Genomic DNA, 13499 nt, shown 5'->3' with positions numbered 1-13499 from the left:
GCTGGCCCCGTGCGTCGGTCCCGACCACCGGGGGTGCCGCCCGCCGCGACACCCGTTGTTTCAATCTCCGCGACGCGCGCCCACCGGTGCGCGTCGCCGCATGGATACTTGTCGTCATGAAGCTCCGCCTGATCTCCGCCTTCCGCCTGCTGGCCCTGTCGGGCCTGGTGATGACCGCCGCCTGCCAGCCCACGCTGGCCGCCTGCAACGTGGCCACGCTGCCCGACGGCTGGGCCGCGGGATCGGCGCGCTGGGACGGCGCCTGCGCCGCCGACCGGGCCGACGGCCTGGGCGTGCTCAAGGAGCAGCAGGGCGCCGCCGTGAAGCGCATGTTCCTTGGCCGCGTGGCCAAGGGCGAAATGGCGCTGGGCGTCGTCGACATCCCCGACCAGGGCTACATGGCCGGCCGGTTCGAGCAGGGCAAGCTCGTCCCCAGCGACGACCGCCAGGTCTTCATCCAGGCCTTCGACGAGGCCGCGAAGGCCGCCACGTCGGTCGCGGACCGCTTCGAGAAGGCCGGCAACGCCGCCTCGGCGAAGTTCTACCGCGCCAAGGCCAAGGCCCTGCGCGAGCAGATGGACTGAGCCCTGCTGACAGGGCGCGCCGCGGCGCTCGCTACAGTCGATCGCATGACCGACAGCCCCCGCGCCTGGATCCGCCTGCCCTCCGGGGCGGCGCTCGACCTGATCAATCCGTCCCCCGACGCCTGGACCGACGAGGACCTCGCGCTGCGCCTGGCGCGCACCTACCGCTGGGGCGGCGAGTCCGTCTGGCCCTGGCCGCTGTCGGTCGCGCAGCATTCGCTGCTGGTGCTCGCGCTGCGCCGGTCATGGGCTGACGAGGGCGGCGAACCCTTGTCGCCCGCGCTGCAGCGCGCGGAGCTCCTGCACGACGCGGAGGAGGGCTTCCTCGGGTTCGATTGCATCTCGCCGCTCAAGCGCGTGCTGGGCGAGCCCTTCCGCGTCGTCGGCGACCGGTTGATGGCGGCGATCGCCGTCCGATATCAACTGCCCGCGTGGACGCCCGACACGCACGCCACGCACAAGCGCGCCGACAGCACCGCCGCCGCGACCGAAGCCGTGCGCTGCACGGGCTGGTCCGAGCGCGAAGTCCGCGAGGTGCTGGGCATCACCCACCCGGTGCTGGACGCGGATCCCTTGCATGCCGCGTACGGTGGGACGCCGTGGGAACCTTGGCCGTCGGATATCGCCGCGGGGCGGTTCCTGGAAGAACTGCGCCGGCTCAATACCTGACCCCAGGCGCTTCCCGGCGAGCAGGCGCCGCGCACCTGGCGGACGCGGCTGCCGCGATGGAATTCAGATGTGCCGCGCGATCGACCGCCAGGCGGCTTCGGCCAGGATCGCCCCCCGGTCCGCCGGGCTCGCCAGCCGGCGTCCCGCCAGCCACGAGCGGCTGTACCACTCCGCCGCGCCCAGCACGAGCGCCGGGATCAGTTCCTCCGGCAGCGGCATCACGCGCCCGTACTTCACGTCGCGCGCGAAACACGCGTCGATCGGCGCATATCGCGCCGCGATCCGCACCCGGAGGTCGTCGCCGAACGGCCCGCCCGCGACCACCTCGCGGGCGATGAAGTAGAAACGCGCCAGCTCCGCATGCTCGGTGATCCAGTCCACATAGGCGGTGATCAGGGCGTCAACCACCGCATGGCTGTCCTCCAGCCCGCCGATCCGCGCCGAGATGGCGCGGCTCTGGTCGTCCACCGCCGCGAACAGCAGCGCCGCGACCACGCCTTCCTTGTTCTTGAAGTGGTGATAGATCGTGCCCACACTCTGGCCGCTGGCCGCGCGCAGGTCGTCGATCGTCGTGGCCTCGATGCCGCGGGCGTTGAAGGCCGACAAGGCCTGCGCCAGGATCAGCCGCTTGGTCTCGGCACGGTCCTCCGGATAGGCGGCCTTCAATACTTGCTCGGTCCTCGCGACGGCCTTGGCGGTCTTCGTGGGCATGATTAGAATAATCTTCTAGAGTTGTCGGCGATCCCGTCCGGGGATCTGGAGATCGCGGGGCTGTAGCCGCGATCATCTCTCAAAGAACATGGTGTTCGCGCACGCATGAAACCCTCGTTGCTGCCCGTCCTGAATGCCCTCGGTGTCCTGGACAACCCAAACCGGCCATTGCTCCCGCATCTGCAGCCGACTTCCGGCGATCGTCGCGCGATGGCCTACGCCAGCAGCGCGCAGCACGTCGATGCGCGCTCGCTGGACGACGCGTTGGCGTCGGGGCTCTATGCGGTCAACGTCACGCTGGGTCATGTCGCCGGCAGCGACGATGCGCGTTCCGCCACGGAGCGCGACATCGCCGGCTGGGACGCGTTCATCGCGGCGCATCCGCAGTTGCTGAAGGTGGGCACGGGCGAGGACCTCGCCGCGGCGCGCCGGGACGGTCGCATCGGCGTGATCTACGGTTTCCAGAACACCGAGATGCTGGGCACCGACGTGGCGGCCGTGGACCACTTCGCCGACCTGGGCGTGCGGGTGATCCAGCTGACCTACAACGGCCGCAACGCGGTGGGCTGTGGCGCGACGGTGCCGGACGACGACGGCCTGAGCGCCTTCGGCGCCGAGGTGGTCGAGCGCCTGCAGCAGCGGCGGGTGCTGGTCGACCTGAGCCACAGCAGCGAGCGCACCTGCCTGGACACGCTGCGGCGGGCGCGGCAGCCGGTGGCGATCACGCACACCGGCTGCCGCGCGATCGCCGATCATCCGCGCAACAAGAGCGACACCGAGCTGCGGCTGCTCGCCGAGCGGGGTGGGGTGGTCGGGCTGTACTTCATGCCTTACCTGCGGATGAGCGGGCAGCCGCATGCGGAAGACCTGATCGCGCACCTGGAGCACGCGATCGACGTCTGCGGCGAGGACCACGTGGGCCTCGGCTCCGACGGCGGCAGCACGCACTACGACGACATGGCCGCCTACCGCAAGCACCTCGAGGACGAGATCGCGCTGCGCCGCAGCCTGGGCATCGGCGCGCCGGGCGAGACGGCGGACGTGGGGCTGTTCCTGCCGGACCTGTGCGGGCCGGACCAGTACCAGCAGTTGGCGCGGCTGCTGTCGGCGCGGGGACACCGCGCGGCGCGCATCGAGAAGATCCTGCACGGCAACTTCCGCCGGCTGATGACGGAGACCTGGGAATGACAAGAACGACGAAATGCCGGCTGACCGCCATGCATGCCGCGACGCGGGCTGCGGTGGGTGTGGCCTTGTGTGCGGCGCTCTGGGCACCGACCGCCCGCGCGCACGACGATCACGAGCGCCAATGGGCGCCGACGGCCGCCGATGCTCATGCCGCCCAGGCCGCGTTGCCCGCGCCGCAGGTGCTGCCGGGCGCGAAGGCGCAGCTGTCGCAGGTCCAGATCCACGGCATGACCGTCGGCCGGCAGGCGCTCAGCCGGCAGGGCGACGAGGTGCTGGTCGACTACGCCTTCAGCGAGCGCGGCCGCGGCGATCAGCTCCGCGCGCGCTGGACGCTCGATGCGCGCGGCCTGCCGCTGCGCTACGAGGCCGAAGGCAATGACTACTGGAAGGTTCCGCTCACCGAGCGCTTCGACCGCGCGGACGGCAAGGCGTCATGGAAGAACCGCGTGGAGCAGGGCGGCGCGGCGTGGCCGGAAGCGGGCGCCTTCTACCTGCCCGCCAACGCGCCGCCGGAGTTCACCGGCGTGCTCGCGCGCGCGCTGCTGAAGGCGCCGGGGCAACGCCTGGCCCTGCTGCCGGCGGGCGAGGCGACGCTCGCGAAGGGACCGACGATCGCGGCGGGCGGACGTCGGCTGACCTTGCATCTGATTTCGGGCATCGACTTCACGCCGGTGGCGGTGTGGCTGGACGAGCGCCTGCAGACCGCCGCCGTGATCGACGACTGGTTCGAGGTGCTGGAGGCGCGCGACGTGCCGGCGCTGGCGCGGCTCTCCGCGGCGCAGCGCGACGCGGACAAGCGCTGGTCCGCGGACCTGGCGAAGCGGATGACGCATGTGCCGCAGGGCGACCTGCTGATCCGCCATGCGCGGCTGTTCGAGCCGCGCGACCTGACGGCGCGGGAAGACATGCGGGTGCTGATCCGCGGCGGCTTCATCGTGCGCGTCGAGCCCGACGATGCTTCCCCGGCGCCGGCGGGCACCGAGGTCATCGAGGCCGCCGGCCGATTCCTGATGCCGGGGCTGTGGGACGTGCACCAGCACTTCTCCGGCACGGACGGTGTCTTCGACCTGATCGCCGGCGTGACGAGCGCGCGCGACATGGCCAACGACAACGTCCCGCTGATCGAGCGCGTGAAGCGATTCGACGCGGGCACCGAGCTCGGCCCGCGCGTGGTGAAGGCCGGCATCGTCGAGGGCGTGGGTCCGCTGGCGGGCCCGACCGATGTGCGCGTCGAGACGGTCGAGCAGGCGCGCAAGGCGGTCGACTGGTACGCCGACCGCGGCTACGAGCAGATCAAGATCTATTCGTCCTTCAAGCCGGAGCTGGTGCGTCCGATCGCCGACATGGCGCATGCGCGGGGGCTGCGCGTCAGCGGGCACGTGCCGGCGTTCATGCGCGCGGGGCAGTTCATCGACGCGGGCGCGGACGAGATCCAGCATCTGAACTTCATCGTCCTGAATTTTTTCCCCGAGGTCGCCGACACGCGCGGCAAGGACCGCTACACGGTGATGGCGGAGAAGCTGCTGCAGCTGGACCTCGACAGCGCGCCGGTGACGGGATTCATCGCGGAACTGAAGCGCCGGCACACGGTGCTCGATCCGACGGTGGCGATCCTGGAGGGCTTGTACTCGGGCGCGCCGGGCGAGCCGCCGGCGGCGCTGAAGGGCATGGTCGAGCGCTTCCCGCCGATCGTGCGAAGGCGGCTGCTGTCCGGCGCGGTGGCGGTGCCGCCGGGCAAGGAGGAAGCGTACCGCCAGGCGCTGCCTCGGCTGTTGCAGCTGATCAAGCGACTGCACGACGGCGGCGTGACGCTGATGCCCGGAACGGATGCCTTCGCGGGCTACACCCTGCACCGCGAGCTGGAGCTCTATGTGCGCGCCGGCATCCCCAACGCCGAGGTACTGCGCCTAGCGACGCTGACGCCTGCGCAGGTGCTGGGCGTGGCCGGCCAGCGCGGCGAGATCGCCGCAGGCAAGCAGGCCGACATGGTGCTGCTGGACGGCGATCCGCTGAGGGACGTCGCCGCGTTGCGGCAGGTGGTGAAGACGATCAAGGCGGGACGGGTGTTCGATCCGACGCAGCTCGAAGCGGCGATGGGGATGACGAAATGAGTCGATCCCAAGCGACCTTGGCGGCCAATCGACTGACGGGTCTGCGTCGCTTCTGGTTCACGTTCCGCGATCCTCCCCAGTTCAGTCCGCTCGGTCTGGGCTGCGGCGTCACAGCGCAGAACTACGAAGACGCGACCAGCATTCTGACGTCGACGGTGTTTGCGGGCGGCGCGATGCCCCCCGTCGAATCCGTCGTTGCAGACGTCGATGTCCAGACGCTGGATCGCGATCATGTGCTGCCAAACATGGGTTCGGTGTCGACGAGAGGCGTGTGGTTTCCGCTGGGCTACGGATCGGGATCTTAAAAATGGAATACACCTGCAAGTTGGTCTACCGGAACTCATCGCACAAGGCGGTGCTGCTGGTTCTGGAGCCGTGGGCCGAAGAGCACACGTTGGCGCCTGGTGGATGCGTGGAGGTGGCGGGAAGGGGTGGTGCAGAAAATTCGGCGTTTGAGCTCGAACAACTGGACGATCGCCTGATCATCTACGCGTGGCCGGGTTCGATCGCGGACATCATTCCGCTGGAACGTATCCCGCGGTGACGCGCGTTTCGCGACACACACGGAGAAGAGTGATCATGCATACGAACGAAGAGCTCGACGTCTATGTCGATGAATGCCACGCACAAGGCCTGACGATCGTGGAAACGATCAAGGCGGTGGTGGTCAAGTTCTCGATCGGTTTGCGGCAGGCCAAGGAAGTCGTCTCCTCACGACCCTGCTGGAACGACATCGTAAGTGCGTCGGAACCGCTTCAGCGTGAGGCGATCGCCATCGTGACGGGTGAGGTGGAGCGCTTCAACAGCGGCCTCGTCCTCCCCGCCAGCGTGCCGTTCCCCGAGGGCACTGCCTTTGGGCCGTTCGTCTTCCTGTCGGGTCAGCTGGGCAACAAGCCCGGCACGCTGGCGCTGGTCGAAGGAGGCATCCGTGCCGAAACGTTGCAGACGCTGCGCAACATCGAGACCGCGCTCAAAGCGCAAGGCCTCGGCGTCGAGCACCTGATGCGCTGCACCGTGATGCTCGCCGACATGGCGGAGTGGGGCGTCTTCAACGAGGTCTACCGCGCGTTCTTCGGCGACCGGCCGCTGCCGGCGCGCAGCGCGTTCGGCTGCAACGGACTCGCGCTGGGCGCGCGGGTCGAGGTGGAGTGCACCGCCGTCCGCGCGGCGCCTTAACGCGGTGCCTTAACGCCGCGCCGCGCCGCGCTCATTGCGTCGGACGGAAGACCAGCGCCGTCGGGACGCGCGTGCTCTTGTTGTATCGATCGGACGTGACCAGCACAACGTAACGCCGGTCCGTGAGCGTGTAGCCCTCCGGGCAGACGCGACCCGTCGACATGGGACCGGATTCGGTCGCGTTGCCGACCTTCCGCTCGCAATTGCCTTCGACATGACGCGTCATGACGCCGCTGTTGATCGCACCGGTGGCCGCATCGATCGTGAAGCCGGCCGGCAAGGGCGCGTCGTTGTCACGCAGTTCGACCTTTACGCCGCTCAGGCAGGCCGCGGTCATGCCGCGGGGCTGCGGGGTCCAGGTGTTGCGCTGGTTCAGCGCGTAGGTCAGTGCGTCCTGCGCCACCGTCCCCATGACCGGGACGCTGGGAGTGAAGTACACGTCGGCGCGTTCCCCGGTGACCTCGCAGTCGTCACCGCCTCCGCCGCAGCCGTTGAGCATCGCGGCGACAACCAATGACGCCAGAACGGACGTCACGCCGCGACCCCAGGACTTCGAATTCCGCGCCATCACTCACTCCCCGACTTGTCGTGTTTGTTGCTGAAGGGGCGGAATGCTAAAGGGCGCGCGTGTGGCTTCCGCGCGAAAGCTTCCCCCGCGTCGGGGGGAGGCGCCGTGATGGATGCCGCAGTGGCATCGCTACCAGTCAAGCGGGGTGCGATTGAAGGGCCGCGCGAGATTCGTCGCGCGGCCTCTCCTGCGACCTCATGCAGCTTCGAGCGGCTCAGAAGCCCTTCATGTCGTACCGCACCCCGACCCAGGCCTGACGGCCCAGGCCCTGGTACGAGTAGACCGGCTGCACATCGCGGTCGGCGACGTTGAGGACCTTGGCCTCCAGGCGCCACTGCGGCAGGAAGCGCCAGGTCGCGCGCAGGTCCGTCACCGCGTAGGCGCCGAGTTGCGCGCCGACATCGGGCCGCGCGCCGACTTCCGTCAGCGACGCGCCGACGCTCCACACGCCGGTGTCGTAGTCGGCGGAGACGCTCTCCTGATGCGCCGCGCGACGCGGCAGGCGCGCGCCTGTCTCCACATTGCGCGCGTCGAGGAAGTCGACCGTCGCGGTCAGGCTCAGGTTGCCGAAGCGATGCGCGCCGGACAGCGTCGCGCCCTGCAGCTTGGCGCGACCGATGTTGTCCGCGCAGCCGAAGAAGCCCGCCGGGCATTCGGTGCCGGTGGGATCGGGGTTGTAGACGATCAGGTCGCGGACCTTGTTGCGGTACACCGTGGCCGAGGCGCTGCTCGCGCCGGAGCGCCAGTTCACGCCGAGTTCGATGCTGCGACCGCGTTCGGGCTGGATGTCCGGACGACCATAGAACGGGAAGTACAGGTCGTTGAAGGTCGGCGCGCGGAAGCTGGTGCCGGCGAGCGCGCGCACCTTGAGGGTCTCGGTGATCGCGTAGCTCGCGCCCAGCGTGCCGGTCGTGAAGCCGCCGTAGGCGGAGTTGTCGTCGCGGCGCAGGTTGGCCTGCAGCGAGGTCGCGCCGAACTGGCCCGTGTAGCCGGCGATGTAGGCGTTGTTGTTGCGCTTGAGCGCATCCGTCACGACGCCTTCGGCCTTCTCCGACAGATGCTCGTAGGCGAGCAGCAATTGCTGGTCCGGCGCCAGGCGCAGGGCGTTCTGCCAGGTGGCCTGATCACGGGTCGTCTTGAACGGCACGGGATCCGGCGCGCCGGAGCGCGAGTCGTCGATGCCGTGCGTCGCCAGCACGGTCGTCGTCCAGATCGGCGACAGCGTGCCGCGGTAATCAGCGCTGACCACGCGGGTCGTCAGCCGGTTGCGGAAGTCCGGCGACGCATCCGGCAGGAAGTCCGGCGGATTGAAGTTGGCGCTGTCGTACTGCGCGTTGAGCTTGTTCTGCGAGGCACTGACGCCGATGCGATGCCCCTCGGCCGGCGTGAAGCCCAGCCGCGCCGTGGCCGACGTGCGGCGGAAGCCGTCGCGGTCGGGGTTGTAGTAGCCGTTGATGTCGTTCGGGCGGATCGACGACACGCCGTCGCTGGTCTCGCGACCGATGCTGGCCGCGTAGTCGAAGCCGGCCTGCGCGCCGCTGAGCGCGAAGTCCGCCTTGCGCGAGTCGTACTCGCCGACGGCGACGCCGGCGGTGATGTTCAGCGGGCCTTGACCCCGCTTCGTGAAGATCTGGATCACGCCGCCGACCGCGTCCGAGCCGTACAGGCCCGAGGCGGGACCGCGCAGCACCTCGATGCGCTCGATCTGGTCGAGGCTCATCGACTCGAAGGCCGCCTGGCCCAGCGTCGCGGAGCCGACGCGCAGACCATCGATCATCACGATGGTGCTGTTGGTGTTGGTGCCGCGCAGCAGGTAGCCGGCGGTCTGTCCGGGACCGCCGTTCTGCAGGACCTGCAGGCCGGCGTAGCGGCGCAGGACCTCTTCGACGCTGGCGGCGCCGCTGTCGCGCAGGGTGTCGCGGTCGATCAGGACGACGTCGGCCACGCTCTTGCTCAGCGCCTGCGGCTCACGGGTGCCGATGACGACGACGGGATCGAGGGAAGACTGCGCGAAGGCGCCCGTCGAGACGATGGACAGGGCGGGCAGGGCGACCAGCGCGGTCGCGGAAGCACGGGCGACGGCGCGCAACGCGGCGCGGGGAGAAGAGGCTTGCATGTCGGAATCGGATGAGCAGCGGCAGACGGCCGCTTCCCCGCGGCCGCATGCGGAATGGACGCACCGTCCCCCTGGAGGGACGGCGACGATCCGCCTGTTGGCCGGTATCCGGGCTGTCGGAAGAATGAACCCGTGTTGCCTTCCCGGACGACCGTCCAGTGGTTTTCAGACACGAGCCGCACGCTCTCAGCTTTCAGAAGAGGCGCGCCTTCCGCTTACCGTTGCGGGGGCAGCTCAGGTTGGGGCCACGACCGCGCGGGTGCGGCCCCTCCTGATTCCCGTTGAACTGCGCCGGCGGAAGGCCGGGCGCGAGCACCAACGGGCGGCATCATAGCCGGAGGGGCGGGGGCGCCGCGCCCCTGGGCTGCAGGAGGGCTGACGCCGACCTCAACGACGCAGGAAGGCATACCTGCGGCATCCTCCGATTGCAACGAAGAAGGAGCAGGACGACTTCCAGATTGGATGCACATGGGGCCGCCGCGCTAGAGGCGTGGGCATCCGCCAGGTGCGTTCCCGCGACCCGGACCGCAGCCATTTTTTCAGGCGGGGGTTGGTCGATAGTTGAAGAGGCCATCGACGATCAGCCAGTGGATGTCGGCTTCGAACGTTGGCGGGTCATAGAAGCGGTGTCCATTCACCACGTGGCTGGTTACCAGCCGTCCCGAAGGCTCCCTGCGACTAAGCACTGTGAATCCTATGACGCCAAGGACGTGCTTCTTGGAGACTCGTGCACGGATGCTCCGCAACTGCGCTTCGAAGACCTGCCCAAGATGGTGAAGTGAGAGCTCGTTCGTGGCGTCGAGTTGGAGCTCGGGGCGATTGCTGAAGTAGTCCGCCTGCGTCGGTGAAAGATCCAAGGCGATGATCCCCGGCATGCCGGACCGATCGATCTGCCCCTGAGCCTCTTTCGCACGCGTCAACAACTGCGCCATTGATTTCAGCCGCTTCGCCGCCACGCAAAAGCGAAAGCCATCTCGGTCGCAGAGAAGATCAGGCTCACCAGGTCGCACAGACACTCCTGAGGCCGCCAACCGGCCGGCGACATAGAGCTCAAACAGTGTGTCCCTGGACTTTGATGCCTTCGCGGGATTGCTCGGGATATGGCTCTCGGAAGTGGTCGCTTTGACAATGTGAGACCTCCATTCTTCGAGGTCGCTCAAGTTGGCGATGGCCGTGTGCAGTTGAAAGACTTCTTCGGTCCCGACCGAATCAAGGGTTGCGTTCTTTAAGCCAGCTCCCTCGTCCTTTAGATAGATCGCGAATCGGGACTGCTTTGGGAGCTTGATCTTCAATCGATCAAGGGCATTGACAACAGCTGGACCTAAGTCATCGAAGGGGGTGAGTTCATCGCTTCTCGCGTTCTCGCGAACTCGATAGCCATTTGGGGTATCAAAGAAGCGCATTGCGGTGAGGCAAAGGTTGGGACCCAACGATTGTGACCGGGCCATGCCAAAGATGGCAGGCCGGTCCGTCTGAGAACTCGCCCGGTCGTCTCAACGGCTGGCCCTGTGATTGCGCGTTCCTCTCGGCTTAGTCGCGAAGCGTAGGGGCCTCGGGCTCTTGGCTTACATGAACAGGTGTTCGCCGGCGTTTTCTCCGCCGAGGACCACGTAGTTCACCTTGCGCAGGTCGCCGAGGCTGCGGCCGCCGGCATAGGAGATCGAGCTCTGCAGGTCCTCCTCCATCTCGCGCAGCGTGTCGGCGAGGTGGCCCTTCACGGGCTCGAGGATGCGCTTGCCTTCGACGTGCTTGTACTCGCCCTTGTTGAAGTCGGACGCGGAGCCGTAGTACTCCTTGTAGCGCTTGCCGTCGACCTCGACGGTGTTGCCCGGCGATTCCTCGTGACCCGCGAAGAGCGAGCCGATCATCACCATCGCGGCACCGAAACGCACGCTCTTGGCGATGTCGCCGTGATGGCGGATGCCGCCGTCGGCAATGATCGGCTTCGTCGCGACGCGGGCACACCACTTCAGCGCCGAGAGCTGCCAGCCGCCGGTGCCGAAACCGGTCTTCAAGCGCGTGATGCAGACCTTGCCCGGACCGATGCCGACCTTGGTCGCGTCGGCGCCCCAGTTCTCGAGGTCGATGACGCCCTCGGGCGTGCCGACGTTGCCGGCGATGACGAAGGTGTCGGGCAGCTTGTGCTTGATGTGGCCGATCATGCGCTGCACGGCATCGGCGTGGCCGTGGGCGATGTCGATGGTGATGTAGTCGGCGCCGAGGCCCTCGGCGGCCAGGCGGTCGATGAGGGCGTAGTCCGCCTCCTTCACGCCGGCGCTGAGCGAGACCAGCAGGCCCTTGTCGCGCATCGTGCGGGCGAAGGCGATCGCGTCCAGGTCGAAGCGGTGCATCACGTAGAAGTAGCCGTTGGCGGCCAGCCATTCGGTGATGGACTCGTCGACGACCGTCTTCATGTTCGCAGGCACCGCCGGCAGCTTGAAGCGGCGGGGGCCGAACTCGACGGAGGTGTCGCACTCGCTGCGGCTGTTCACGCGGCACTTGCGCGGCAGCAGCAGGATGTTGTCGTAGTCAAAGATTTCCATGGTCCAAAGTCGCAAAGTCGGGCTGCGTTGATGCAGTGCACGCCCTGGGCTGCGAGCGCTTGACTTGGGACCCGGCCAAAAAAAACCGAGTCCCAAAATTTGGGCCCGGTGACCCATTCTACGCGTGCTGCGGGAAGTCCGCGCCGCGCTGCGGTGCAGCATGCATCGATCGGGGGCTTTTGGGCGCAGTTCGCTAAACTTCGCCCCCTTGGCCCTGCAACGGGCGACATCAGAAGACAAGCCACATGCATTCCGTCGTCATCAGCGGCACCGGTCTCTACCAGCCCCCGCACGTCATCACCAACGCCGAGCTGGTGGACTCGTTCAACCGCTACGTGGACCTGCAGAACGCCGAGCACGCCGAGGCCATCGCCGCCGGCACGCGCGAGGCGCTGGTGCACTCGAACGTGGAGTTCATCGAGAAGGCCTCGGGCATCAAGCAGCGCTACGTGATCGAGAAGGAAGGCGTGCTGGACCCGACGCGCATGTACCCGCGCTTCGAGGAGCGGGCGGACGACCAGCTGTCGCTGATGGCGGAGATCGCGGTCGACGCGTCGCGCAAGGCGCTGGCGGCTGCGGGCAGGAAGCCCGAGGACGTGGACGCGGTGTTCTGCTCGGCGGCGAACATGCAGCGCGCTTATCCGGCGATGGCGGTGGAGATCCAGCAGGCGCTGGGCGCGGGCGGCTACGGTTTCGACATGAACGTGGCGTGCTCGTCGGCGACCTTCGCGTTGGAGCAGGCGTACAACGCGGTGCGCTCGGGCGCGTCGAAGTGCGTGCTGATCGTGAATCCGGAGATCACCTCCGCGCATCTGGAATGGAAGGACCGCGACTGCCACTTCATCTTCGGCGACGTGTGCACGGCGATCGTCGTCGAGCGCGCCGATCTGGCGACGGCGCCTGAGCAGTGGGAGATCCTGGGCACGAAGCTGGCGACGCAGTTCTCCAACAACATCCGCAACAACTTCGGCTTCATGAACAAGGCCGAGGACAGCGATCCCGACGGTCGGGACAAGACCTTCCGCCAGGAGGGCCGCAAGGTCTTCAAGGAAGTGGTGCCGATCGCCGCGGCGCACATCGAGAACCATCTGGCCGCGCTGCACATCCAGCCCAATGACGTGAGCCGCTACTGGCTGCACCAGGCCAATCTGGGCATGAACCAGCTGGTGATCAAGAAGCTGGTCGGCGGCGAAGCCGGCGCCGAGATCGCGCCGCTGATCCTGGACACGTATGCGAACACGGCGTCCGCCGGCTCGGTGATCGCGTTCCATGAGCACCGCGCCAACCTCAAGCAGGGCGACCTGGGGGTGATCTGCTCGTTCGGGGCGGGGTACTCGGTGGGGAGCGTGATCGTCAAGAAGCGCTGAGCTTCCGAGGGGTCAGGCCTGAACGTCCACCAGGACGCCCTTGGCCTGGTCCGGCGCCTCCTGCGGCGCCTTGCCGACCGCACCGTCGTAGGTCACGGGCGTGGCGGTGCCATCGGACGTGGCGTCGTCCGCGGATCCCTCCGCCAAGGCCCCGTCGACTTCGGTCCCCGTCGCCGGGTCCGCCGCACCTGCCGTCGAATCGACCAGGTCGCTCTTGCTGGCCGCCTCCGTTTCGGCCTGTGCCATTGCGAGCGCCTGCTGCGCCTTGGGCGACAGGGCCTTCAGCTTCTCATCCTTGACCGCTTGCGGGATCGTCGTGTCCTTGTTGATCAGTTGCGCCTGGAGGCCGGTTTCGAGCAACGCGGCGGCGGCGCCCTTTAGCGCGGTGCCAGGTCTTGCCGGCCCGCTGTCTGCAGACGGCTTGAAGGCGCTCAGGGTCGAGGTGAGGGAGATGTTCATGGTCGCG

At 67.9% G+C, this 13499-nt stretch carries 14 protein-coding genes and 1 riboswitch; of the genes, 8 read left to right on the top strand and 6 right to left on the bottom strand.

What is annotated here, in order from left to right:
* Positions 1–116 precede the first annotated feature (116 nt).
* Entirely contained in the window at positions 117–584 is a 468-nt protein-coding gene (locus AC1VNM_RS11055; RefSeq protein ID WP_377153951.1) for a hypothetical protein, read from the top strand.
* A 45-nt stretch (positions 585–629) separates the two neighbouring features.
* Complete coding sequence (locus AC1VNM_RS11050; protein ID WP_483106953.1) at positions 630–1253, top strand: phosphohydrolase; 624 nt, start codon at positions 630–632, stop codon at positions 1251–1253.
* A 63-nt stretch (positions 1254–1316) separates the two neighbouring features.
* On the opposite strand, the gene AC1VNM_RS11045 is transcribed toward AC1VNM_RS11050, so the two are convergent.
* Positions 1317–1964, bottom strand: coding sequence for a TetR/AcrR family transcriptional regulator (locus AC1VNM_RS11045; RefSeq protein ID WP_377153955.1), 648 nt, complete (start codon positions 1962–1964; stop codon positions 1317–1319).
* A gap of 105 nt (positions 1965–2069) precedes the next feature.
* On the opposite strand from AC1VNM_RS11045, the gene AC1VNM_RS11040 reads away from it, so the two are divergent.
* From AC1VNM_RS11040 to AC1VNM_RS11020, 5 genes are read left to right on the top strand one after another with little or no spacing between them, the layout of a single operon-like run.
* Positions 2070–3152 (top strand): dipeptidase, encoded by a 1083-nt coding sequence (locus tag AC1VNM_RS11040; RefSeq protein WP_483106952.1) that lies wholly within the window; start codon positions 2070–2072, stop codon positions 3150–3152.
* Positions 3149–5263 (top strand): amidohydrolase family protein, encoded by a 2115-nt coding sequence (locus tag AC1VNM_RS11035; RefSeq protein ID WP_483106951.1) that lies wholly within the window; start codon positions 3149–3151, stop codon positions 5261–5263. The genes AC1VNM_RS11040 and AC1VNM_RS11035 overlap by 4 nt, the downstream gene beginning before the upstream one ends.
* Positions 5260–5568, top strand: a complete 309-nt coding sequence (locus AC1VNM_RS11030; protein ID WP_421033735.1) for a hypothetical protein — start codon at positions 5260–5262, stop codon at positions 5566–5568. The genes AC1VNM_RS11035 and AC1VNM_RS11030 overlap by 4 nt, the downstream gene beginning before the upstream one ends.
* Positions 5569–5570: 2 nt before the next feature.
* Positions 5571–5807 carry a hypothetical protein gene (locus AC1VNM_RS11025; RefSeq protein ID WP_483106950.1) on the top strand — a complete coding sequence of 79 codons (237 nt, stop codon included), beginning with the start codon at positions 5571–5573 and terminating at the stop codon, positions 5805–5807.
* Positions 5808–5842: 35 nt separating this feature from the next.
* On the top strand, positions 5843–6439 hold the full coding sequence (locus AC1VNM_RS11020; RefSeq protein WP_483106949.1) for a RidA family protein: 597 nt from the start codon (positions 5843–5845) through the stop codon (positions 6437–6439).
* Between the two features lie 31 nt (positions 6440–6470).
* Here the strand turns inward: AC1VNM_RS11020 and AC1VNM_RS11015 are convergent, their stop codons facing one another.
* The 4 genes from AC1VNM_RS11015 to AC1VNM_RS11000 form a co-directional block, all read right to left on the bottom strand.
* Entirely contained in the window at positions 6471–7007 is a 537-nt protein-coding gene (locus AC1VNM_RS11015) for a hypothetical protein (RefSeq protein WP_483106948.1), read from the bottom strand.
* A 214-nt stretch (positions 7008–7221) separates the two neighbouring features.
* Positions 7222–9123 carry a TonB-dependent receptor domain-containing protein gene (locus AC1VNM_RS11010; RefSeq protein ID WP_483106947.1) on the bottom strand — a complete coding sequence of 634 codons (1902 nt, stop codon included), beginning with the start codon at positions 9121–9123 and terminating at the stop codon, positions 7222–7224.
* An 82-nt stretch (positions 9124–9205) separates the two neighbouring features.
* A riboswitch (cobalamin riboswitch) is annotated at positions 9206–9458 on the bottom strand.
* A gap of 204 nt (positions 9459–9662) precedes the next feature.
* Entirely contained in the window at positions 9663–10526 is an 864-nt protein-coding gene (locus AC1VNM_RS11005; RefSeq protein ID WP_483106946.1) for a hypothetical protein, read from the bottom strand.
* 162 nt (positions 10527–10688) lie between these two features.
* Positions 10689–11666: a GMP reductase gene (locus AC1VNM_RS11000; protein ID WP_483106945.1), complete on the bottom strand. Its 978-nt coding sequence runs from the start codon at positions 11664–11666 to the stop codon at positions 10689–10691.
* Positions 11667–11911: 245 nt separating this feature from the next.
* Here AC1VNM_RS11000 and AC1VNM_RS10995 point away from each other — a divergent pair, with 245 nt between their 5' ends.
* A complete protein-coding gene (locus tag AC1VNM_RS10995) occupies positions 11912–13033 on the top strand; it encodes a beta-ketoacyl-ACP synthase III (RefSeq protein WP_483106944.1) in 1122 nt (373 codons plus the stop codon).
* 12 nt (positions 13034–13045) lie between these two features.
* Here the strand turns inward: AC1VNM_RS10995 and AC1VNM_RS10990 are convergent, their stop codons facing one another.
* On the bottom strand, positions 13046–13492 hold the full coding sequence (locus AC1VNM_RS10990) for a hypothetical protein (protein ID WP_483106943.1): 447 nt from the start codon (positions 13490–13492) through the stop codon (positions 13046–13048).
* Positions 13493–13499 lie beyond the last annotated feature (7 nt).

This window comes from Mitsuaria sp. MSU3D (genome assembly GCF_056867975.1).
Note: the sequence above shows the minus strand (reverse complement) of the source record. Positions and strands in the feature narration are given on the sequence as shown.